At 70.3% G+C, this 22380-nt stretch carries 18 protein-coding genes; 16 read left to right on the top strand and 2 right to left on the bottom strand.

What is annotated here, in order from left to right:
* The first annotated feature begins 124 nt into the window (after nt 1-124).
* Together BCF44_RS25820 and BCF44_RS25815 are read left to right on the top strand one after the other, a co-directional pair.
* Entirely contained in the window at nt 125-1153 is a 1029-nt protein-coding gene (locus BCF44_RS25820; RefSeq protein WP_116176975.1) for a LacI family DNA-binding transcriptional regulator, read from the top strand.
* Between the two features lie 36 nt (nt 1154-1189).
* Nucleotides 1190-2422 carry an FAD-binding protein gene (locus BCF44_RS25815; protein ID WP_379801589.1) on the top strand — a complete coding sequence of 411 codons (1233 nt, stop codon included), beginning with the start codon at nt 1190-1192 and terminating at the stop codon, nt 2420-2422.
* Between the two features lie 55 nt (nt 2423-2477).
* Here the strand turns inward: BCF44_RS25815 and BCF44_RS25810 are convergent, their stop codons facing one another.
* Nucleotides 2478-5222: an AbfB domain-containing protein gene (locus tag BCF44_RS25810; protein WP_116176973.1), complete on the bottom strand. Its 2745-nt coding sequence runs from the start codon at nt 5220-5222 to the stop codon at nt 2478-2480.
* Nucleotides 5223-5604: 382 nt separating this feature from the next.
* Here BCF44_RS25810 and BCF44_RS25805 point away from each other — a divergent pair, with 382 nt between their 5' ends.
* The 14 genes from BCF44_RS25805 to BCF44_RS25740 all read left to right on the top strand — a co-directional run bounded on the left by BCF44_RS25805 (nt 5605) and on the right by BCF44_RS25740 (nt 21857).
* Nucleotides 5605-6597: a LacI family DNA-binding transcriptional regulator gene (locus tag BCF44_RS25805; RefSeq protein ID WP_116176972.1), complete on the top strand. Its 993-nt coding sequence runs from the start codon at nt 5605-5607 to the stop codon at nt 6595-6597.
* Between the two features lie 86 nt (nt 6598-6683).
* The gene (locus tag BCF44_RS25800) at nt 6684-7664 is read left to right on the top strand and encodes an ABC transporter substrate-binding protein (RefSeq protein WP_379801590.1); all 981 of its coding nucleotides are present in this window, start codon (nt 6684-6686) and stop codon (nt 7662-7664) included.
* Between the two features lie 37 nt (nt 7665-7701).
* Entirely contained in the window at nt 7702-9207 is a 1506-nt protein-coding gene (locus tag BCF44_RS25795) for a sugar ABC transporter ATP-binding protein (RefSeq protein WP_246015560.1), read from the top strand.
* A complete protein-coding gene (locus BCF44_RS25790; RefSeq protein WP_246015558.1) occupies nt 9204-10268 on the top strand; it encodes an ABC transporter permease in 1065 nt (354 codons plus the stop codon). Before BCF44_RS25795 ends, BCF44_RS25790 begins: the two co-directional genes overlap by 4 nt.
* Nucleotides 10265-11251 carry a galactofuranose ABC transporter, permease protein YjfF gene (gene yjfF / locus BCF44_RS25785; RefSeq protein WP_116176970.1) on the top strand — a complete coding sequence of 329 codons (987 nt, stop codon included), beginning with the start codon at nt 10265-10267 and terminating at the stop codon, nt 11249-11251. Before BCF44_RS25790 ends, yjfF begins: the two co-directional genes overlap by 4 nt.
* A 38-nt stretch (nt 11252-11289) precedes the next feature.
* Nucleotides 11290-12960 (top strand): ribulokinase, encoded by a 1671-nt coding sequence (gene araB / locus BCF44_RS25780; protein WP_116176969.1) that lies wholly within the window; start codon nt 11290-11292, stop codon nt 12958-12960.
* Nucleotides 12957-13667, top strand: coding sequence for an L-ribulose-5-phosphate 4-epimerase (locus tag BCF44_RS25775; protein ID WP_116176968.1), 711 nt, complete (start codon nt 12957-12959; stop codon nt 13665-13667). The genes araB and BCF44_RS25775 overlap by 4 nt, the downstream gene beginning before the upstream one ends.
* Entirely contained in the window at nt 13664-15166 is a 1503-nt protein-coding gene (gene araA, locus BCF44_RS25770; protein ID WP_116176967.1) for an L-arabinose isomerase, read from the top strand. The genes BCF44_RS25775 and araA overlap by 4 nt, the downstream gene beginning before the upstream one ends.
* Nucleotides 15167-15183: 17 nt before the next feature.
* A complete protein-coding gene (chvE, locus tag BCF44_RS25765) occupies nt 15184-16314 on the top strand; it encodes a multiple monosaccharide ABC transporter substrate-binding protein (RefSeq protein WP_116176966.1) in 1131 nt (376 codons plus the stop codon).
* A 17-nt stretch (nt 16315-16331) separates the two neighbouring features.
* Nucleotides 16332-17858, top strand: a complete 1527-nt coding sequence (gene mmsA, locus BCF44_RS25760; RefSeq protein WP_425460084.1) for a multiple monosaccharide ABC transporter ATP-binding protein — start codon at nt 16332-16334, stop codon at nt 17856-17858.
* A complete protein-coding gene (gene mmsB, locus BCF44_RS25755) occupies nt 17855-19078 on the top strand; it encodes a multiple monosaccharide ABC transporter permease (protein WP_116176964.1) in 1224 nt (407 codons plus the stop codon). The genes mmsA and mmsB overlap by 4 nt, the downstream gene beginning before the upstream one ends.
* A gap of 66 nt (nt 19079-19144) precedes the next feature.
* On the top strand, nt 19145-19888 hold the full coding sequence (locus BCF44_RS25750) for a DUF899 family protein (RefSeq protein ID WP_116176963.1): 744 nt from the start codon (nt 19145-19147) through the stop codon (nt 19886-19888).
* Between the two features lie 41 nt (nt 19889-19929).
* Complete coding sequence (locus BCF44_RS25745; RefSeq protein ID WP_170217741.1) at nt 19930-20493, top strand: TetR/AcrR family transcriptional regulator; 564 nt, start codon at nt 19930-19932, stop codon at nt 20491-20493.
* Complete coding sequence (locus BCF44_RS25740) at nt 20490-21857, top strand: carboxylesterase/lipase family protein (RefSeq protein WP_116176961.1); 1368 nt, start codon at nt 20490-20492, stop codon at nt 21855-21857. Before BCF44_RS25745 ends, BCF44_RS25740 begins: the two co-directional genes overlap by 4 nt.
* On the opposite strand, the gene BCF44_RS25735 is transcribed toward BCF44_RS25740, so the two are convergent.
* A complete protein-coding gene (locus BCF44_RS25735; protein ID WP_147328628.1) occupies nt 21844-22290 on the bottom strand; it encodes a hypothetical protein in 447 nt (148 codons plus the stop codon). The two genes, BCF44_RS25740 and BCF44_RS25735, sit on opposite strands and share 14 nt — an antisense overlap.
* Nucleotides 22291-22380: the final 90 nt, after the last annotated feature.

The following is a 22380-nucleotide window of genomic DNA, read 5'->3' as shown; positions in this document are numbered from 1 at the left end:
AGACATGGGAAGTGTGTTCGACACATTCGACGAGCAGGTTTGTCGACCCCGTGCTTGTGCGTTGTCCCCGCTCTCGTCTACTTTCGGTCGCCATCGGCCAGATTCGACGGCAAGGAGCCGCAACGTGGTGACGATCATCGACGTCGCGAGGGCGGCCGGGGTGGCGCCCAGCACGGTGTCGTACGTCCTCAACGGGAAGCGGCCGATCTCCGTCGAGACCCGGCGGCAGGTGGAGCAGTGCATCCGCGATCTCGGCTACCGCCCGTCCAACCGGCGGACGCCGTCGCCGCGGCACCGGACCAATGTGCTGGGGCTGCTTGCGCCACTACGTGTTGACGTGAACATGCCGGCCCTGACCCGGTTCGTCGGCGCGACCATGGCCGCGGCGCGGGTCCGTGACCACGATCTGTTGGTGCTCACGCATGACACCGGCGTGGCCGGGCTGCGGCGGGCGATGTCGATCGCTGTCACCGACGCCCTGATCGTGCTGGATGTGCACGACGCCGATCCCCGCGTGCCGGCGCTGTTGACACTGGACCGGCCGGCCGTGCTGGTCGGGGCCGCCGGCCGCCCGACCGGCCTGCCCGGCGTCGACCTCGACTTCGCTCGGGCGGCCGAGCGCACCGTCGCCCACCTGGCGGGTCTGGGACACCGGTCCGTGGGTCTGGTGGGGTCGCCGCTGTCGTCCTATGTCCGGGAGGTCGATCACGCCCGCCGGTTCACCCGCGCGTTCGAGACCGTCGCCGGCCGGCGGGGCCTGCGCACGCGGTGGCGCGCCTGCGGCGAATCCGTCGAGGCGATCCGCAGCTGCCTGGACGCGCTGTTCGCCGAGGACCCGACGATCACGGCGCTGGTGGTGGAGAACGAGACCGTGCTGCCGGACGTGCTGGAGCAGGTGCGCTGGCGCGGCCGCCGCGTGCCCGAGGACATCTCGGTTGTCGCGGTGGGACACGACGACATCGCCGACCGGCCGCCACTGCGCGTCACGTCGGTGGCGCTGCCGACCGCCGAGCTCGGGCGGCTGGCCGTCGACACGGCCCTGCGTCAGCTCGACACGGCTCCGCCGCCGGAGACCAGGCTGCTCGCGCCGGATCTCACCGTCCGGGAGAGCACGGCGCCCGCGCCGATGACATCGTCGTGTGCAGGATGTTAGCGTTCACACGCTGATCGTCGACATCCTGGAGTGCCCGTGGAACGCAACTGGGCGGGCAACCGCGTGTACGCGGCCGAGCGGATCCTGCGTCCGCGCACACCCGACGAGGTGTGCGAAATGGTCGCCGCCACGGCGCGGATCAAGCCCCTGGGCACCCGGCACTGCTTCAACGACATCGCCGACTTCGAGGGCGGCGCGCAGATCGACATCTCCGGCCTTGCGACGTCGATGGAGATCGACTCGGCCGCGTCGACGGTCACCGTCGGTGGCGCGACGCGCTACGGCGAACTGGCCCCCGTCCTGCATGCCGAGGGATTCGCGCTGGCCAACCTGGCGTCGCTGCCGCACTGCACGATCGCCGGCAGCGTCGCGACCGGCACGCACGGTTCCGGCCGCCGCAACCAGGGCCTCGCGTCGGCGGTGTCCCGGATCGAGCTGGTCACCGCGGACGGTCAGCTGCGCGCCTACACCCGGGGCGACCGGGACTTCGCCGGTGTCGTGGTGAATGTCGGCGCGCTGGGGGTCGTCACACGGCTGGACCTGGACCTCGTGCCGGCCTTCGAGGTGCGGCAGAACGTCTTCGACGGCCTGCCCTGGGACGCGCTGCTCACGCGGTTCGACGACATCCAGGACGCCGCCTACAGCGTCAGCGCCTTCACCAACTGGGCCAACGACACTGTCGACCAGGTGTGGCTGAAGAGCGTCGGCGAACCAAGGACGGATCTCTTCGGCGCGCGGCCGGCCCACGGTCCCCGACACCCGGCGCATGCCGCCGGCGTTCCCGCCGACAACTGCACCGAGCAGTTGGGCGTCCCGGGACCGTGGCACGAGCGGCTGCCGCACTTCCGTCTCGGCTTCACGCCGAGCACCGGCGACGAGCTCCAGTCCGAGTACTTCGTGCCCTACCGCCACGCCGCCGAGGCGTTCGAGGCCCTGCGCGAGCTCGGCCCGCGCATCGCGCCGCTGGTGCTGTGCTCCGAGATCCGCACTATCGCCGGCGACGACCTCTGGCTGAGCCCGGCGCACGGCGGCGACCGGGTCGCGCTGCACTTCACGTGGCATCCGCGCCAGGACGAGGTCGAGGCGCTGCTGCCGGCGATCGAGGAGCGGCTGGCGCCGTTCGGCGTTCGGGCGCACTGGGGCAAGCTGTTCCACCACAGCCCGACCGACGAGGCCTGGCCGGCGCTCGGCCGGTTCCGGGAGCTCCGGAACCGGCTCGACCCGAACGGCGCGTTCCGCAGTCCATACGTGACAAGGAATATCGGCTGACCTGTGGGTGGGCGCCGGCGGCCTGGAGGCGGCACAAGCCGCCGGCGCCCGGCTCTCAGCCGGCCCAGGGGGCCGCGCGCAGCCAGCTGGTGTCGTCGGTCCAGCCCGCCGCCGTGTCGCCGACGCGAGGACCGCCATTCGCGCCGATGTAGACGTTTCCGGCGTATTGCCGCAGGTAATGGTCCTCATAGGCGTACGCCTGCCAGGAAATGCCCTGGCCGTTGTGACCGGTCGTCGCGCAGAACGTGGCGTCCTCGGCGAACAGCCCCGACTTGTCGTTCTGGTTCAACACCACCTGGAAGTTGTAGTGCCGCAGGTAGTAACCGGGGAAGTTGACCGCCTCGAAGGAATAGCAGGAATCGTCGGCCAGACCCGGCACCAGATCGAACGTCGCGTCCTGGAGATCCGTCGGCGGGTTGCTCGCCGTGATCGGCGAGGTCTTGGCGACGTAGTTCTGGTGCCGCAGGAAGTTCCCGTTGTCGGCCTGCCACGAGCTGTGGCCCAGCGGCACCGAGATGTCGCTGCGCCACCAGGGCTCACCGACGGTGAAACCGTCGCCGCAGCTGTCCAGCCGGAGACCGCCGTCGTGGTAGCTCAGGTACCGGCCCGGCTCGTCGTACGAGCGGAAGGACACCCCGGTGGTGGCCTGCACCGCGCAGAAGGTCGCGGCCTGCTTGCCACCACTGGCCCCCAGCAGGATCCGATCGCCCTGGTGCCGAAGGTACTGGCCGGGATTCGCCCGTGACTCCAGGGAGTAGCAGTTGGCGTCGGCCAGGCCGGGGCGCAGCAGGAAGGTGGCGTTGAGCTTGTCGGCGTCCGAGGAGGAAGCCGACACGGCGTTCGTGGTGCCGACACCGTTGGCCACGGCGACGGACCGGTCGGTGGCCCCGGGCGTCGTGACGTGCAGCGACAGCCCCCGGTTGACGTTCAGCACCGGGACCATCGGCGCGGACGTCTCCACTTTCAGCGCCACCACGGAGTTCGCCGGGAACGTGTAGCCGAAAGACTTGGACGCGGCGAAGGTGCTGGTCGCCGGGGCGATGGCATTCGGCGCGGTGATGGAGTTGCGCGCGTTCGGGTCGCCGGTCAGCACCGTCGCCGTCCCCTTTGGACGGATGGAAGTCGTGCCGTTGAGGGCGACCTGGGTGGTGACGGGGGAGCCGGTCGGGTTGGCGACGGTGATGTAGACGGTGCCCGACTTGGTGCGGGTCACCACCTCGTTCAGGCCGGTTCCGGTGAAGGAGGACTGCACCACGTAGTCGCCGGTGTTGTTGCCGAAGATGTGCTGCACCCAGTACGAGGGCGAACCGTACGAAGTGGACGCGTCGAACGCGATCTCGTTGGTGGGCCACTGGAAGCTGCTCACGTCGGCCAGCGCGGGCGCGTACGACGCGCCGATCACCACGTCGGCGTTGCGCACCATGCCGGTCATGAAGCCGGCCTCGCTGACCGCGCCGGCCAGGGTGCCGGTCGGATTGTCGTTGGTGCCGTTGGTGGTCGCGTACTCGCCGACCAGGTGCTTGGGCCCGTTGCGGGACGTGCCGTCGTAGGCGTGCGCGGCGTTGGTGAAGTACGAGGTGTCGCCGCTGTAGTAGTGGTCGTCGATGACGTCGACCTGGCTGCTGGTCACCGTGGCCGTGGCGATGAGTTGCAGCTGCGGGTAGGCGGCCTTGATCGCGTCACGGAACATGGGAAAGCGGTAGGAGTTGTAGCTGCCGGTGCCGTCGAACCAGTCCTCGTTGCCGATCTCCACGTAGTGCAGGTCGTACGGCGCGGGATGGCCGTCGGCGGCCCGCTTCGCGCCCCACGGGGTGTCCGCGCCCCCGATCACGTACTGGATCTCGTCCAGCGCGTCCTGCACGTACGGTGCGAGCTGGTCCCGCGGCACCACGGTGTGGTTGAGCGTGTAGCCCGCGAAGACCGCCAGCAGCGGCTGCGCCCCGGTCTGCTCGGCCATGTCGAGGTAGCCCTTGAGCCCCACCTGGTCGGTGGACCAGTAGCCCCAGGCGTCGTCCTGGTGGCCGGGGCGGTTCTCGATCGCGCCGATCGACTTCTTCCAGTCGAAGTACGTCGACAGCGTGTTGCCCTCGAGGTAGTTCCCGCCGGGGACGCGGAAGAAGCCGGGCTTGGTCGCGGCCAGCTGGGTCATCAGGTCCGAGCGCAGGCCGGAGTCGTGGTACGTCGGCGGCCGGCACGTGACGACGTCGAAGTACAGCGAGGATCCCGCGCCGACGCCGTCAGCGGCGATCACGAACCGGTTCGCCGTGAACACCGGCGTGTTCCGGTCGGTCGTCATGGTGACGCTGTACTTCGTCCACTTCGAGCCGACGGAGCGGACGGTGGCCTTGGCGTACACCGTCCCGGTGGTGCTCTCCAGGTCGACGGTCAGGCCGCCGTGGAAGGCGCCGTCGGACTTGGCGAAGAAGGTGGCGGTATAGGTGGTCGACGGCCGCAGGCCGATGCCGTAGAAGCCGTCGTTGGCGACGCCGACGCGCTGGCCGCGGGCGTTGGCCGTGATGGACAACTTCAGCGAGTTGCCGTTGGCGGCGTTGAGCGGCTGCGTGGTGTCGAGCGCGACCGCGCCGGCCCCCCCGCCGGCCGTGACGGCCGACCAGTCGCCGATGCCGTTCTCCTTCATGGTGCTGTTGCGCACCATGTTCGCCCCGAGGCCGCCCTCGACCGAGTGGTTGATGTCCTCGACGATGTCGCCGAACTGCGTCTTGTTCACGCTGGTCGTCGTGCGGTTCACGTCGGCCGACAGCGTGGGCCCGTCGGCGGCCGCCGCGGAGGCCGTGGTCATGCCCGCGCCTAAGAGTGTTAGCGCCAACACTGTGGCGATCAAACGTGGCCTCTGCACTGAGGACTCCCGAGATGGCGTAGAGGTGCGAAGAATCGATGAAGACGGCGATGTGACCGCCGCCACGCGCCCGGTGGCTGACCGTAGGACCAGGTCAACGCCTGTGCAATGGCCCCGGCGGGCTTCGTTGCCGAGCCGTTACCGGCCCGCTCGCCCGTCGATGCCGCCATCGAACCGTTACCTGCCGGTCATTGACCGAGTCGTTGTTATCGCTAACACTGTGCACCTCGATGAACCGCACATGACGGTGAGGCGACGGGAGCTGACGCAGGTGGCACGCACGTCCTCGACAGACGACGGTCGCAGGGTCTCGGGTGGTCCGGGCATGCGGCAGGCGAGCCTGACCGATGTCGCCGAGCTCGCCGGGGTCTCGCACATGACGGTGTCCCGGGTGATCAACGGCACCGGACCGGTGCGGCCCGAGACCCGCGCCCGCGTGCAGGCCGCGATCCAGGAGTTGGACTACCGGCCCAACTCCGCCGCGCGCACGCTGGCCACCGGCAAGTCCGAGACGCTGGGCGTCGTCGCCCTGGACTCCACCCTGTACGGGCCGGCCAGCATGCTGTACGGCATCGAGCACGCCGCCCGCGAGGCCGGTTACGCCATCACGATCTCCAGCGTCAGCCGCCCGCAGCGACAGTCCATTTCGGACGCCGTCGAGGTGCTGCGCCGACAGGCCGTGGAGGGCATCCTGGTGATCGCCCCGCACGTGGCCGCCGGTCGCGCGCTCGAGTTCACGCCCCGGGACGTGCCGCTGGTCGCCGTCGGCGCGGCCGAGTCGGCGCCGGTCCCGGTCGTCACGGTCGACCAGCACGACGGCGCCCGCCGCGCCACCGAGCACCTGCTGGCGCTGGGGCACCGCACGGTGTGGCACATCGCCGGCCCGGAGGACTGGCTGGAGGCCCGCGCCCGCGAGCAGAGCTGGCGTGAAACCCTTGAGGCGCACGGCATCGAGGCGCCGACGGTGTTACGCGGCGACTGGAGCCCGCGCTCCGGCTACGAAGCCGGCCGGGCCCTGATCGCCGGCGGCGACGTGACCGCCGTGTTCGTCGCCAACGACCAGATGGCACTGGGCATGCTGCGGGCCTTCACCGAGGCCGGCGTGACCGTGCCCCACGACGTGCACGTCGTCGGCTTCGACGACGTGCCGGAGGCCGCCTACTTCAGCCCGCCGCTGACCACGGTCCGCCAGGACTTCATCGAGGTCGGCCGGCAGGCGTTCGAGTTGCTGCTGCTACGGCTGCGCGACGAGGCCGAGGGAGTACGGCGGTTGATCACACCGGAGCTCGTCGTCAGGGAGAGCACCGGCCCCCGATAACGGGCGGGACGGCCCGGCTAGCCGCCACCCGGCCCCGTCGAATGTTAACGCTAACGGATCGGATCAACGGTGATCGAGGAGTGAACGTGTCGCGTAGCAGAGTGGCGTTACTGGTGGCCGCCGTGGTCGGCCTGACCGTGCTGACCGGCTGCGGCGGCGGCACCGCCGCGAGTGGCAGCGGAGGGGGCGGCGCCATCACGCTGGGCTTCGCCCAGGTCGGCGCGGAGAGCGGTTGGCGGACGGCCAACACCAAGTCCATCCAGAGCTCGGCCAAGGACGCCGGCATCACGCTGAAGTTCTCCGACGCGCAGCAGAAGCAGGCCAACCAGATCCAGGCCATCCGCTCCTACATCCAGCAGAAGGTCAGCGTGATCGCCTTCTCGCCGGTGGTCGAGACCGGCTGGGACACCGTGCTCAAGGAGGCCAAGACCGCCGGCATCCCGGTGATCCTCACCGACCGCGCGGTCGACTCGAAGGACACCACGCTGTACAAGAGCTTCCTCGGCTCCGACTTCGTCAACGAGGGCAAGGAAGCCGGCGACTGGGTGGCCAAGCAGTACGCGTCGGCCACCGGCCCGGTGAACATCGCCGTGCTGGAGGGCACCACCGGTTCCGCGCCGGCCAACGACCGCTCCAAGGGCTTCAACGACGTCATCAAGGCCGACTCGAAGTTCAAGGTCGTGGCCTCGCAGGACGGCGACTTCACCCGCGCCCAGGGCAAGCAGGTGATGGAGTCCTTCCTCAAGTCGCAGAGCAAGATCGACGTGCTGTTCGCGCAGAACGACGACATGGGCCTCGGCGCGCTCGACGCCATCCAGGCCGCCGGCCTCACCCCGGGCAAGGACATCAAGATCGTCACGGTCGACGCCACCCACGACGGCATGCAGGCGCTGGCCGACGGCAAGTTCAACTACGTCGTCGAGTGCAACCCGCTGCTCGGTCCGCAGCTGATGGACCTGGTCAAGAAGGTCGCCGCCGGCCAGAGCGTGCCGAACCGGATCCTCACCAAGGAGACCGCGTTCGACCAGGACGCCGCCAAGGCCGCGCTGCCCAGCCGGCAGTACTGATCGTCAGCCCGCGTTCACCCCTGAGAACGGCGATGCGATGAACGACACCGCAGAGATCCTCCGGATGACCGGCATCCGCAAGCGGTTCCCCGGCGTCACCGCCCTGGACGGCGTCGACTTCCGGCTCTTCCCCGGCGAGGTGCACGCCCTGATGGGGGAGAACGGCGCCGGCAAGTCGACCCTGATCAAGGTGCTCACCGGGGTCGAGGGCGTGGACGCGGGCTCGATCGAACTGGCCGGGGCCGCCGTCGCCTTCGCCGGCCCCGACCAGGCCCAGCTCGCCGGCGTCAGCACGGTGTACCAGGAGGTGAACCTGTGCCCGAACCTGTCGGTCGCGGAGAACATCCTGCTGGGCCGTGAACCCCGCCGGTTCGGCCGGATCCAGTGGTCCCGCATGCGCAAGCGGGCCGAGGAGCTGCTGGCCCGGCTCGACCTGCGCATCGACGTGTCGGCCGAGCTGGGCACGCTGTCGATCGCCGTGCAGCAGATGGTGGCGATCGCCCGGGCGCTGGACGTCGAGGCCCGCGTGCTGGTGCTCGACGAGCCGACCTCCAGCCTGGACGCGCGTGAGGTCGAGCAGCTGATGGCCGTGCTGCGGGCGCTGCGCGCGGACGGCATGGCCATCCTGTTCGTGTCGCACTTCATCGACCAGGTGTTCGCCATCGCCGACCGGATGACCGTGCTGCGCAACGGAAAGCTGGTCGGCGAGTACCGGACGTCGGAGATCACCCAGGTCGAGCTGGTGACGAAGATGATCGGCAAGGAGCTCGCCGCGCTGGACGAGGTGTCGGAGCGCTCCGCCGCGACCGGTCCCGAGCTCGTCGCCACCGACGGTCTCGCCCGCGCCGGCGGCATCGAGCCGTTCTCGCTGACGATCCGGCGCGGCGAGGTCGTCGGCCTCGCCGGGCTGCTCGGCTCCGGCCGCACCGAGCTGGCGCGCCTGCTGTTCGGCGCCGACCACGCCGATCACGGCACCGTCGACATCGACGGCCGGCGGGTGCAGCTGCGGTCGCCGCGGGTCGCGATGAACCAGGGCGTGGCCTTCTGTTCGGAGAACCGCAAGACCGAGGGCCTGATCGCCGAGCTGACCATCCGCGAGAACATCGCGCTGGCCGTGCAGGCCGGCCGCGGCTGGCTGCGGCCGCTGTCCCGGCGACGCCAGCTGGAGCTGGCCGCGCAGTACATCGAGGCCCTCGACATCCGGCCGGCCGACCCCGAGGCCGTCGTCGGCACGCTGTCCGGCGGCAACCAGCAGAAGGTGCTGCTGGCCCGATGGCTGGCCACCCAGCCGCGGCTGCTGATCCTGGACGAACCCACCCGGGGTATCGACGTCGGCGCCAAGGCCGAGATCCAGCGGCTGGTGGCGACGTTGTCGGCGGACGGCATGGCGGTGCTGTTCGTGTCGGCCGAGCTGGAGGAGGTGCTGCGGTTGAGCCATCACGTGGCGGTGCTGCGGGACCGGAAGGTCGTGGCCCAGCTGGCCAACGAGGGGCTCACGCCCGAGGACATCATGGCGACCATCGCGGACGGAGGCCGCTCGTGATCAGGAACCTTGCCACCGATCGCGGCCGCGGGCCGGCCGCCCTCACCAAACACCGCCTGTTCTGGCCGGCCGCCGCTCTGATCGCCCTGCTGCTGGGCAATCTCATCGTCTCGCCGCGGTTCTTCGCCGTGGAGATCCGCGACGGCCACCTCTACGGCAACCTGATCGACATCCTGCGCAACGGCTCGCCGCTGATCCTGATCGCGGTGGGCATGACGCTGGTGATCGCCACCCGCGGCATCGACCTGTCGGTCGGCGCGGTGGTGGCGGTCAGCGGCGCGGTGGCGTGCGTGGAGCTGGGCAGCACCAGCATCCTGCTCGCCATCGGCGCGGCGCTCGGCCTGTGCCTGGTGCTCGGCGCGTGGAACGGCTGGCTGGTCGCGGGCCTGAAGATCCAGCCGATCGTGGCGACGCTGATCCTCATGGTCGCCGGGCGCGGGCTGGCGCAGCTGATCACCGGCGGCCAGATCGTCACCGTCCAGAACGGGCCGTTCCTGGCGATCGCCGGCGGCTACCTGCTGACGCTGCCGCTGTCGTTCCTGATCGCGATGGCCGTCTACGCGTTGACCTCGTTGGTGGTCCGGCGATCCGCGCTGGGCCTGCTGCTGGAGTCGGTCGGCGGCAACCCGGAGGCGAGCCGCCTGTCGGGGCTGCGCTCCGGCCGGCTGATCTGGCTCTGCTACGTGTTCAGCGCGCTGTGCGCGGGCGTCGCCGGCCTGATCATCAGCTCCAACGTGACCGGGGCCGACGGCAACAACGCCGGCCTGTGGATCGAGCTGGACGCCATCCTGGCCGTGGTCATCGGCGGCACGCAGCTGACCGGCGGGCGATTCTCGTTGGGCGGCACGGTGATCGGCGCGCTGCTCATCCAGACGTTGACGACGACCGTGTACGCGCTGGGCATCCCGTCGCAGGAAACGCTGCTGTTCAAGGCGGTCGTGGTGACGGTGGTGTGCCTCGTGCAGTCGCCGGCCTTCCGCGCCAAGCTGGTCAAGCGCCGACGACGGCCCGAGTCGCCGGCGGTCGCCGCCCAGCCGGAGAAGGTGGAGGTGGCCTCATGACCGCGTTGACCGTGCGCCTGCGGACCTACCGGCCGCAGCGCCGCTACCTGCCGGTGCTCGCCGCCCTCGCGCTGCTGGTCGGCGCGTACGGCTTCGGCGCCGTGCGGTACCCCGCCTTCGGCTCCGGCCAGGTCGTGCTGGACATCTTCATCGACCACGCCTTCCTGCTGGTGGTGGCCGTCGGGGCGACGTTCGTGATCCTGACCGGCGGCATCGACCTGTCGGTCGGCTCGGTCGCGGCACTGTCCACAATGGCCTCCGCCGACCTGTTGCAGCACAAGGGCTGGCCGGCCTACGCGGTGATCCCGGTCGTGCTGGCGCTCGGCGCGCTGCTCGGCTTCCTGATGGGCCTGGTGATCCACTACTTCGAGATCCAGCCGTTCATCGTGACGCTGGCGGGCATGTTCCTGGCCCGCGGCCTGTGCTACACGATCAGCACCGAGTCCATCTCCATCGACAACCCCACCTACACCGCCATGGCCCAGACGCCGATCACGCTCGGGGCCGGCCTGCACGTGTCGCCGAGCGTGGTGATCGCGCTGGTCGTGGTGGCGATCGCCTGGTACGTCCTGCACTTCACCCGCTTCGGCCGCACGGTGTACGCGGTCGGCGGCGGCGAGCGGTCGGCGCTGCTGATGGGGCTCAAGGTGGCCCGCACCAAGGTTTCCGTCTACACGATCAGCGGCCTGTGCTCGGCGCTGGGCGGGGTGCTGATGGCGTTCTACACGCTGTCGGCCGACCCGCTCGGCGCCGTGGGCATGGAGCTGGACGCGATCGCGGCGGTGGTCATCGGCGGCACCATCCTCACCGGCGGCTCCGGCTACGTGCTCGGCACCGTGCTGGGGGTGCTCGTGCTCGGCATCATCCAGACCCTGATCACCTTCGACGGCACGCTGAGCTCCTGGTGGACCCGGATCGTGATCGGCGTCCTGCTGTTCGTGTTCATCGCGCTCCAGCGGCTGATCGCCCGCCGCGCCCGCTGACCTGCGGATCTGAGGGAGGAAAGAACGCCTTGGCGGATATGTTAGCGCTAACGGAACCGCTCGTGGTCGGCGTGGACTTCGGCACGCTGTCCGGCCGGGCCGTCGTCGTGCGCGTGCGGGACGGCGCCGAACTGGGCAGCGCGGTCTTCGAGTACCCGCACGCCGTCGTGGAAGACGCGCTGCACGGCCGGCAACTGCCGCCGGACTGGGCATTGCAGGTGCCGTCGGACTACGTCGACGTGCTCCGCAACGCCGTGCCGAACGCCCTCGAGGCCGCGGGCGTCTCGGGCGAGAACGTGATCGGCATCGGCACGGACTTCACCGCCTGCACGATGATTCCGGTCACCGCGGACGGAACTCCCTTATGCGAGCTCACGGAATTCCACGCCGAGCCGCACGCGTACGTGAAGCTGTGGAAGCACCACGCGGCGCAGGGGCAGGCCGACCGCATCACCGACCTGGCCCGCATTCGGGGCGAGAAGTGGCTCGCCCGCTACGGGGGCCTGATCTCCTCGGAGTGGGAGTTCGCCAAGGGCTTGCAGATCCTCGAGGAAGCGCCCGAGGTGTACGCCGCGATGTGGCGGTTCGTCGAGGCGGCGGACTGGATCGTCTGGCAGCTCACCGGGAACTACGTCCGCAACGCCTGCACCGCCGGCTACAAGGGCATCCACCAGGACGGCGCCTACCCGAGCGCGGACTACCTCCGTGAGCTCAACCCCCGCTTCGAACGCTTCGTCACCGACAAGCTGGCGCATCCGCTGGGGCAGCTGGGCGACGCCGCCGGCCGGCTCACCGCAGAGGCCGCTGCGTGGACCGGCCTGCCGGCCGGCATCGCGGTCTCCGTCGGCAATGTCGACGCGCACGTGACGGCCCCGGCCGCGCAGGCGGTCGAGCCGGGGCAGCTGGTCGCGATCATGGGCACCTCCACCTGCCACGTGATGAACGGCGCCGAGCTGCGCGAGGTGCCGGGCATGTGCGGCGTCGTCGAGGGCGGCATCGTGCCGGGCCTGTGGGGTTACGAGGCCGGCCAGAGCGGCGTCGGCGACATCTTCGGCTGGTTCGTCGATCACGGCGTCCCGCCGGAATACCACGACCGGGCCCGGGAACTCGGCGTCTCCGTGCACGAGCTCCTCACGGGACTGGCGGCGCAGCAGGAGGTCGGCGAGCACGGGCTGATCGCCCTCGACTGGCACAGCGGCAACCGCTCGGTGCTCGTCGACCACGAGCTGTCCGGGCTGGTCGTCGGCCAGACGCTCGCCACCCGCGCCGAGGACACGTACCGCGCGCTGCTGGAGGCGACCGCGTTCGGCACCAGGGTCATCGTCGACACGTTCATCGACGCCCAGGTGCCGGTGACGGAGTTCGTCGTCGCCGGCGGCCTGATCCGCAACCCGCTGCTGATGCAGATCTACGCCGACGTGCTGGACATGCCGCTGTCGGTGATCGGCTCCAGCAACGGCCCCGCGCTCGGCTCGGCGATCCACGCCGCCGTCGCCGCGGGCGCGTACCCGGACATCCGCGCGGCCGCGGCGGCCATGGGATCGGTGGAGCGTGACGTGTACCTGCCGATCCCGGCCAATGTCGCCGGCTACGAGGAGCTGTTCACCGAGTACCTGACCCTGCACGACTACTTCGGGCGCGGGGTGAACGAGGTCATGCGGCGGCTCAAGGAGCGCCGCAGGAATGCCAGGAAGGGACGGGACCAGTGACGTCCGTCGGCGCCGATGTGCGCGACACCATCACCAGGCTGCGCCGGACCGTCGCCGACCTGCACGGCGAACTCACCCGTAACGGCCTGGTGATCTGGACCGCCGGCAACGTGTCCGCGCGTGTCCCCGACCGAGACCTGATGGTGATCAAGCCGTCGGGTGTGTCCTACGACGAGCTCAGCGAGCACACGATGGTCGTCACCGACCTGAAGGGCGAGCTCGTCGAGGGGGAACTGGCGCCGTCCTCGGACACCGCCGCGCACGCCTACGTCTACCGGCACATGCCCGAGGTCGGCGGCGTGGTGCACACCCATTCCACATACGCCACGGCGTGGGCGGCCCGCGGCGAGCCGATTCCCTGCGTGCTGACGATGATCGCGGACGAGTTCGGCGGCGAGATCCCGGTCGGGCCGTTCGCGCTGATCGGCGACGACTCGATCGGCCGGGGCATCGTCGAAACGCTGCGGACGAGCCGCTCGCCGGCGGTGCTGATGCGCAACCACGGCCCGTTCACGGTCGGCAAGGACGCCCGCGCCGCGGTGAAGGCGGCCGTGATGGTCGAGGACGTGGCCCGGACCGTCCACATCGCACACCAGCTCGGCGAGCTTCCCCCGCTGCGCGGCGAGGACATCGACCGCCTGCACCACCGCTACCAGAACGTCTACGGCCAGAACGTCATTGGACAGTCCCAGGAGAACCGCACATGACCGCGAGCAAGCCGAAACTGTGGTTCCTCACCGGCAGCCAGCACCTCTACGGCGAGGACACGCTGCGCCAGGTCGCCGCCCAGTCCGAGCAGGTGCAACAGCTGCTCACCGCGTCCGGCCGGATCCCGGCGGAAATCATCGGCAAGCCGGTGCTGACCGACGCGGCCGCGATCCGCCGGCTGATGCTGGAGGCCAACGGCGACCCGGACTGCGTCGGCGTGATCGCGTGGATGCACACGTTCTCGCCGGCCAAGATGTGGATCAGCGGCCTGGACGCGCTGCGCAAGCCGTTGCTGCACCTGCACACCCAGCTGCACCGGACGCTGCCGTGGGCGACCATCGACATGGACTTCATGAACCTCAACCAGGCCGCGCACGGCGACCGCGAGTTCGGGTTCGTGCAGACCAGGATCGGCGTCGCGCGCAAGACGGTGGCCGGACATGCCACCGACGAGCGGCTGCTGGGCCGGGTCGAGGACTGGACGCGCGCGGCGATCGGCCTGTCGCATCTGCGAAACCTCCGGCTGGCCCGGTTCGGCGACAACATGCGCGACGTCGCCGTGACCGAGGGCGACAAGGTCGAGGCCGAGCTGCGGTTCGGCGTCTCGGTCAACACGTACGGCGTCAACGACCTGGTGTCCGTGGTCGACTCGGCATCCGACAACGATGTCGACGAAGTGGTCGCCGAGTACGTCGCCTCCTACGCGGTAGCGCCGGAACTCGCCCCCGGCGGCGATCGTCACGACTCCCTGCGCTACGCCGCGCGGATCGAGGTGGGGCTGCGGCAGTTCCTCACCGAGGGCGGCTTCGGCGCGTTCACCACGAACTTCGAGGACCTGGGCGGGCTGCGCCAGCTGCCGGGTATCGCCGTGCAGCGGCTGATGGCCGACGGTTACGGCTTCGGCGGCGAGGGCGACTGGAAGACCTCGACGCTGCTCGCGGCGATCAAGGCGATGGGCCGGGGCACCGGGCTCGGCTCGTCGTTCATGGAGGACTACACCTACCACTTCGGCCCGGGCGAGCCGAAGATCCTCGGCGCGCACATGCTCGAGGTCTGCCCGAGCATCGCCGCCGACAGGCCGTCCTGCGAGGTCCACCCGCTGGGCATCGGCGGCCGCGAGGACCCCGTGCGGCTCGTGTTCGACGCGGCGGCCGGCCCCGCGACGGTCATCGGCCTCGTCGACATGGGCGACCGATTCCGGTTCGTGGCCAACGAGGTCGAGGTGACCGCGCCGGACGAGCCGCTGCCGAGGCTGCCGGTGGCCCGCGCGGTCTGGCGGCCGGCGCCGTCGCTGGCGGAGTCCGCCGAGGCGTGGCTGATGGCCGGCGGCCCGCACCACACGGTGCTCACGCAGGCCGTCGGCGCGGAGACGCTGCGGGACTTCAGCAACATGCTCAACACCGAGTTGCTCGTGATCGACAGGAACAGCACCACCGCCGACTTCGGCGACCGAATCCGCTGGAACCAGGCGTACTACCGCCTGGCCCAGGGGTTCTGACCAATTCAGGAGTGCACATGCGATTTCCCCGTTGGGCGGCGGCCGGCGTCGCCCTCACGCTCGGCGCGGCCCTGACCGCCTGCGGTTCCGCGGTGAAGACCGTGGACCAGGCGCTCACCCCCGGCTCCAACGCCGGCGCGCTGGTCGGCGTGACCATGCCGACCAAGTCGTCGGAGCGCTGGATCCACGACGGCGACAACATCAAGGGCGCGCTGGAGAAGCTCGGCTACAAGGTCGACCTCCAGTACGCCGAGAACGACATCCCCACCCAGGCCAACCAGATCGAGAACCAGATCACCAAGGGCGCCAAGGCGCTGATCGTGGCCTCCATCGACGGCACCGCCCTGACCACCCAGCTCCAGGACGCCGCCGACCGGCACATCCCGGTGATCTCCTACGACCGCCTGATCCGCAACACGTCCAATGTGGACTACTACGCCACCTTCGACAACTTCAAGGTCGGCGTGGAGCAGGCCAACTCCCTGCTCACCGGGCTGAAGCTGAAGAAGGCCGACGGCAGCGACGACGCCAGCGTCACCGGGCCGTTCAACATCGAGCTGTTCGCCGGCTCGCCGGACGACAACAACGCCACCTTCTTCTTCAACGGCGCGATGTCCGTGCTCAAGCCGTACCTGGACAAGGGCACGCTGGTGGTCAAGAGCGGCCAGACCGACTTCGCCACCTGCGCCATCCTCCGCTGGGACCCGGCCACCGCGCAGAAGCGCATGGAGGACCTGCTCACCAAGACCTACAACGCCACCACCAAGGTCGCCGGCGTGCTCTCGCCGTACGACGGGCTGTCCATCGGCATCCTGTCCGCGCTCAAGAGCAACGGCTACGGCACCGCCGGCCAGCCCTACCCGGTGGTCACCGGGCAGGACGCCGAGGTCGCGTCGGTCAAGTCGATCATCGCGGGGGAGCAGTACTCCACGGTGTTCAAGGACACCCGCCAGCTGGCCAAGACCGCGGTGGACATGGCGCAGGCGCTGCTCACCGGCGGCAAGCCGCAGGTCAACAACACCAAGGACTACGACAACGGCAAGAAGGTCGTGCCGTCCTACCTGCTCCAGCCGGTGGTCGTCACCAAGGACAACTACCAGGCGGCGCTGGTCGACTCCGGCTACTACACCGCCGGCCAGCTGAAGTAGTCGCCATGGTCGACTCCATCCTGACGATGACCGGCATCGGCAAGTCGTTCCCGGGCGTGCGGGCGCTGGCCGACGTGAGCCTGACCGTGCGCCGCGGCGAGATCCACGCCATCTGCGGCGAGAACGGCGCCGGCAAGTCCACGCTGATGAAGGTGCTGTCGGGGGTGTACCCGCACGGCTCGTACGACGGCGAGTTCACCTTCGACGGCCAGGCCTGCGAGTTCGGCGGCATCCGGGACAGCGAGCACCGCGGCATCGTGATCATCCACCAGGAGCTCGCGCTCTGCCCGCAGCTGTCGATCGCGGAGAACATCTTCCTCGGCAACGAGCAGACCGCCCGCGGGCTGATCGACTGGAACCGCACCAACCACCGGGCGGCCGAGCTGCTGGACCGGGTGGGGCTGCGGGAGCCGGCGGTCACGCCGATCAGCGAGCTCGGCGTGGGCAAGCAGCAGCTGGTGGAGATCGCCAAGGCGCTGTCCAAGAAGGTCAGGCTGCTGATCCTGGACGAGCCGACCGCGGCGCTGGGCGAGGAGGACTCCCGGCACCTGCTGGACCTGCTGCGGGGTCTGCGCGAGGACGGCGTCACGTGCGTGATCGTCTCGCACAAGCTCAACGAGATCATGGCGATCGCCGACTCGATCACCATTCTCCGCGACGGCCGCACGATCGAGACGCTGGACGTGCGCGCCGACGACGTCAGCGAGGACCGGATCATCGCCGGGATGGTCGGCCGGGACCTGGAGCACCGCTTCCCGCCGCACGAGCCGAAGATCGGCGCGGAGGCGCTGCGCATCGAGGACTGGACGGTGCACAGCCCGACCCGGCCGGAGCACAAGGTGGTCGACGCGGCCAGCCTCGTGCTCCGGCGCGGGGAGATCGTCGGACTGGCGGGCCTGATGGGCGCCGGCCGGACGGAGCTCGCGATGAGCGTGTTCGGCCGGTCCTACGGTCGCGACATCTCGGGCCGACTTGTCAAGGACGGCAAGGAGATCCACGCGCGGACGGTGCGCGAGGCGATCGGCCACGGCATCGCCTACGTCACCGAGGACCGCAAGCGCTACGGCCTCAACCTGATCGAGGACGTCAAGCGCAACATCTCCGCGGCGGGCCTGGGCAAGCTGGCCCGCCGCGGCTGGGTCAACGAGAACGAGGAGCACCAGGTCGCGGGGAAGTTCCGGCGCAGCATGAACATCAAGGTGCCGACCGTGGACACGGTCACCGGCACGCTGTCCGGCGGCAACCAGCAGAAGGTCGTGCTGTCCAAGTGGATCTTCACGGATCCGGACGTGCTGATCCTCGACGAGCCGACCCGCGGCATCGACGTGGGCGCCAAGTACGAGATCTACTCGATCATCAACGGGCTGGCCGACGAGGGCAAGGCGGTGCTGGTCGTCTCCTCGGAGCTGCCGGAGCTGCTCGGCCTGTGCGACCGGATCTACACGCTGGCCGCCGGCCGGATCACCGGCGAGCTGAGCCGGGCCGAGGCGACCCAGGAGCGCCTGATGCAGCACATGACCAGGAACCAGGAGCACATCCCATGAGCAGCACCGTCGAGACCCGGCGGGTCAGCGGCCGGATCGACCAGCCGCCGCGCCGGTTCTCCTTCAACCCCAGGCAGAGCGGCATCTACGTGGCGTTCGTGCTGATCGTCGCGCTGTTCACGGTGCTGACCGGCGGCACGATGCTCCAGCCGGAGAACATCTCCAACATCATCGTGCAGAACTCGTACGTGCTGATCCTGGCGATCGGCATGATCCTGATCATCATCGCCGGCCACATCGACCTGTCCGCCGGCTCCGTGGTCGCGGTGACCGGCGCCGTGTCGGCGGTGCTGATGGTCAACCTGAACATGCCGTGGCTGCTGGCGCTGCTGGTCACGCTGGTGGTCGGCGCGCTGATCGGGGCGTGGCAGGGGTACTGGATCGCCTACTTCGGCATCCCGGCGTTCATCGTGACGCTGGCCGGCATGCTGGTGTTCCGCGCGCTCACCCTGACCGTGCTGGGCAACCAGGGCATCGGCCCGTTCCCGGACCCGATCCGCACGCTGTCCAACGGCTTCACCGACGGCTACCTCGGCAACGTCGGCCTCGGCCCGCTGGGCGGCGCGGACATCGTGAGCCTGCTGGTGGGTGTGCTGGTCGTCGCCGGCATCGCCCTCTCGCAGTGGCGCACCCGCCGGGGTCGGCAGCACTACCTCCAGGAGGTGGACCCGCTGCCGGTGTTCCTGCTCAAGATCGGCGGCTCGGGCGTGGTCGTGCTGGCCGTGGTGGTGCAGCTGGCGCGGTTCAAGAACATCCCGTGGGTGCTGGTGCTGCTGGCGGCGCTGGTGCTGTTCTACTCGCTGCTGACCACGCGGGCGGTGTTCGGCCGTCGCATCTACGCCATCGGCGGCAACCTCCAGGCCGCGACGCTGTCCGGCGTCAAGGTGAAGTCGGTGGTGTTCTGGATCTTCGTGAACATGGGCGTGCTGTCGGCGCTGGCCGGGGTGATCTTCGCCGGCCGGCTCAACCAGGCCGGGCCGACCGCGGGCACCTCGTTCGAGCTGGACGCCATCGCGGCCGCCTTCATCGGCGGCGCGGCCGTGCAGGGCGGCGTGGGCAAGGTGGTCGGCGCGATCACCGGCGGCCTGATCATGGCCGTGATCAACAACGGCATGTCGCTGATCGGCGCGCCCAGCGAGCAGGTGATGCTGGTGAAGGGCCTGGTGCTGCTCGCGGCCGTCGCCTACGACATCTGGACCAAACGCCGCGCGACGCGCTGAGCGTGTCGAAACGGCGCGGGCGGCTTCGACCAGGAGGTGAAGGTAAGCCCGACCTCTGGAGGAACCGTGACGAACGTGACCGGCCGCCCGCCCGTCGTCGACCTGGCCACCTGGCAGGCCGCCCGCGACGAGCTGCTGCTCCGCGAGAAGGCCCACACCCGTGAGGGCGACGCCATCGCCGCAGCCCGCCGCCGGCTGCCGATGGTGGAGTTCGACGGCAAGGTCGAGGTGGTCGGGCCGGACGGGCCGGTCCCGTTCCTGGACCTGTTCCAGGGCCGGGACGAGCTCGTCGTCTACAAGCACATGTGGTGGGACGGCGCGCCGCACCAGGGCCAGTGCGAGGGCTGCACCGCCATCGCCTGGCACCTGCCGGACGCCGCCTACCTCCGCGCCCGCGGCGTGTCCTACGCCGTGCTGACCACGGGCCGCTGGGCCGAGGTGGCGGCGTTCGTGGAGTTCATGGGCTATACCGAGCCCTGGTACTCGGTGCGCGGCCTGGACGGCCCTGCCGGCGGCGCCATGGGCGCGCTGACGGTCTACCTGCGCGACGGTGACCGAGTGTTCCTCACGTACTCCACGACGGGACGCGGCGTCGAGGGCGTCTACTCGTCCCTCGGGCTGCTCGACATGACGCCCTACGGCCGCGGCGAGGCGTGGCAGGACACCCCTGAGGGCTGGCCCGAGGGGCAGGCCCCGGGCTGGTTCTGGCGCTCGGCCGCGGACGGGACCGCCACGTGGGGCCCGACCAGCCGTCCGGTGCCGCAGTGGACCCGGCCCGGGGCTACTCCCGAGGAGTCCCTGGGCCGTTAGACATCTTGACGAAATTTGTCCAAGGTGTCAGCCTGCTCGCCGTGACCCACGACCGCAGCGGGCCGGTGCTCGACGCCGCTCTCGCCGTCTTCTGCCAGTACGGCTACGCCAAGACGACGATGAGCGACGTCGCCCGGGCCGCCGGCATCTCCCGGGCCGCCCTCTACCTGCACTTCTCCACCAAGGAGGAGCTCTTCCGCGCCGGCTCCCGCCGCGCCCACGCCCAGGCTCTGGCCGCGGCGGACGCCGCCCTCGCCACCCCGCGACACGTGATCACCCGCGTCGATCGGGCGATGTCCGCCTACATCACAGAGCTGACGGCCCCCACTGCCGCCAGCCCGCACAGCGGCGAACTCCTCGACGCCGGCCTGTCCGTCACCGCCGACATCGTCGCCGAGTCCAACCACGCCCTGCTCGACAGGCTGGCCACCGCCCTGGACACCGCCGCGGCCGCCGGCGAAATCCAGCTGGACGTGCCCGGCATCGAGCTGGCCCAGGTGCTCGTCGCCGCCGCCGAAGGCCTGAAACGGGCCATCCCGGACGCGCGGACCTGGCGTGACCGCCGAGCCCTGTTCTTCCGACTGGTCGAGGCGGCCCTCCGATGATCACGACGACCACCTCCGGCCGTGTCCGAGGCCGCCAGGACAACGGAATCGCCGTCTTCAAGGGCATTCCGTACGCCCAACCGCCCCAAGGCGAACTGCGCTTCCAGCTGCCGGTGCCGCCGAGCCCCTGGGACGGCATCCGGGACTGCACGGAATTCGCCTCCGCCGCACCGCAACTCCCGGCGGCCCCGGGCGTGCCGCCGATCTGGCAGCCCGCCGACGGCCTGGACTGCCTCACGCTCAACGTCTGGACCCCCGACCTCGCCGGCAGATCGCCGGTCATGGTCTGGATCCACGGCGGGCTGTGGAAACTCGGCGGGACCCGTATGCCGCAGTACGAGGCGACGACGCTCGCCCGATCCGGCGTCGTGGTCGTCACCGTCAACTACCGCGTCGGCTTCGAGGGCTTCGGCCACCTGCCCGACACACCCGACAACCGCGGCCTCCGCGACCAGATCGCCGCCCTGGACTGGGTGCGGGCGAACATCGCGTCCTTCGGCGGCGATCCCGCCAACGTGACGGCCTTCGGCCAGTCCGCCGGCGCCGCCTCCGTCGCGCTGCTGACCGCCACGGGCCTGTTCCATCGTGCGATCGCCCAGAGCATCCCCGCCGGCATCCGTACCCAGGCCGAGGCCGCCGCCGTCACGACGACGATCGCCGCCGCCGCCGGCGTCCAGCCCACCCGCGACGCACTCGCCGCCCTGCCGCCGGAAGCGATCCTCCAAGTGCAGGACATGCCGCTGCGCGGCCGCGACGCCGGGCTCACCGCCTTCGCACCCGTCATCGACGGCGACCTGGTCACGGGGCCGACGATCACCGCCAACCCCGACGTCGACCTCGTCTGCGGCTACACCCACGACGAGTACCTCAACCAGGGCCCGCCACTACCGCCGGACGTCGACCTGGCCGTAGTCGCCCAAGCCATCGGCCTGACACCGCAAGCCGCCGACGACTACCGGCGCGCCTATCCCGACGCCGACCTCGTCACCACCATGCTTTCCGACGCCCTCGTCCGCGTCCCGACCCTCGAGGTCGCCGAGGCGCACGCCGCCGCCGGCGGACGGACCTGGCTGTACGACCTCGCCTGGCCCGGACCGGCCGGTCACGGCGTCGACGTCCCGCTCGTCTTCGGCGACCCCGGGACCCGTTTCGCCGCACGGGTCCTCGGCACGCCGACGCCACCCGGCTTCGACGACCTGTCGGCGCGGATCCGCCGCGCCTGGACGGGATTCGCCGCCTCCGGCGATCCCGGCTGGCCGGCCTACGACGTCGCCGACCGCCGGACCCGGATCTGGGACGTCCCGGTGCGCGACGTGCCCGACCCGCTCGCCGCCTCCCGCCGGATCCGGTTCAGGGCTGAGTGATCCTCAGCGCCGCCGTCCGCTGGTCCAGGATCCTGGTGTCCTGCTGGATCCGCACGGTGACCTGGAGCTGCGTCGCGGCGCAACTGCCCGGCACCGTGTAGGTGACGGCGGAGTGGAAGTCGCCATACGGGCCGAGGGTCGCCTTCTGGAGCAGCGGATCGAGGACCGGGCAGCCGACCGGGATGCCGCCGTCCGCCCCAACGAACCGGCCCGTCCACGTTGCCGTCACCACTTCGGGGCCGGGCGTGCAGTTCTGGAGGGAGAGGTTCGCCGCGGACGCGCCGCCCGGCGCGACCGTCGGCGGCGTGAACGCCAACCCGGTGATCCGGACGATTTGCGTGCACGTCGGCGGAACCGGCCCCGCCGCCAGGGCGTTGGCCGGCGCGGCCACCAGTGCGAGCGCCGCGAGAACCATGCCTGCCACCAGTCGCACCGTGATCCTCCTCAGGTCGGCCGGCGGTCAGGATGGCGCGGCGACGCCAGCACGGACAACCGCCGTCACGACCAACGAACGCGCGGCGCA

Source organism: Kutzneria buriramensis (assembly GCF_003387475.1).
GTDB lineage: Bacteria > Actinomycetota > Actinomycetes > Mycobacteriales > Pseudonocardiaceae > Kutzneria > Kutzneria buriramensis.
The sequence above is the reverse complement of the archived record's forward strand: the minus strand, read 5'-3'. Positions and strand labels throughout refer to the sequence as shown.

What these genes read in the sequence shown, in the direction of transcription:
- BCF44_RS25810 (WP_116176973.1), bottom strand. Translation starts at nt 5,222, where the DNA reads ATGACCACGGCCTCCGCGGCGGCCGCCGACGGGCCCACGCTGTCGGCC.
- BCF44_RS25805 (WP_116176972.1), top strand. Translation starts at nt 5,605, where the DNA reads ATGCGGCAGGCGAGCCTGACCGATGTCGCCGAGCTCGCCGGGGTCTCG.
- BCF44_RS25795 (WP_246015560.1), top strand. Translation starts at nt 7,702, where the DNA reads ATGAACGACACCGCAGAGATCCTCCGGATGACCGGCATCCGCAAGCGG.
- yjfF (WP_116176970.1), top strand. Translation starts at nt 10,265, where the DNA reads ATGACCGCGTTGACCGTGCGCCTGCGGACCTACCGGCCGCAGCGCCGC.
- araB (WP_116176969.1), top strand. Translation starts at nt 11,290, where the DNA reads ATGTTAGCGCTAACGGAACCGCTCGTGGTCGGCGTGGACTTCGGCACG.
- araA (WP_116176967.1), top strand. Translation starts at nt 13,664, where the DNA reads ATGACCGCGAGCAAGCCGAAACTGTGGTTCCTCACCGGCAGCCAGCAC.
- chvE (WP_116176966.1), top strand. Translation starts at nt 15,184, where the DNA reads ATGCGATTTCCCCGTTGGGCGGCGGCCGGCGTCGCCCTCACGCTCGGC.
- mmsB (WP_116176964.1), top strand. Translation starts at nt 17,855, where the DNA reads ATGAGCAGCACCGTCGAGACCCGGCGGGTCAGCGGCCGGATCGACCAG.
- BCF44_RS25740 (WP_116176961.1), top strand. Translation starts at nt 20,490, where the DNA reads ATGATCACGACGACCACCTCCGGCCGTGTCCGAGGCCGCCAGGACAAC.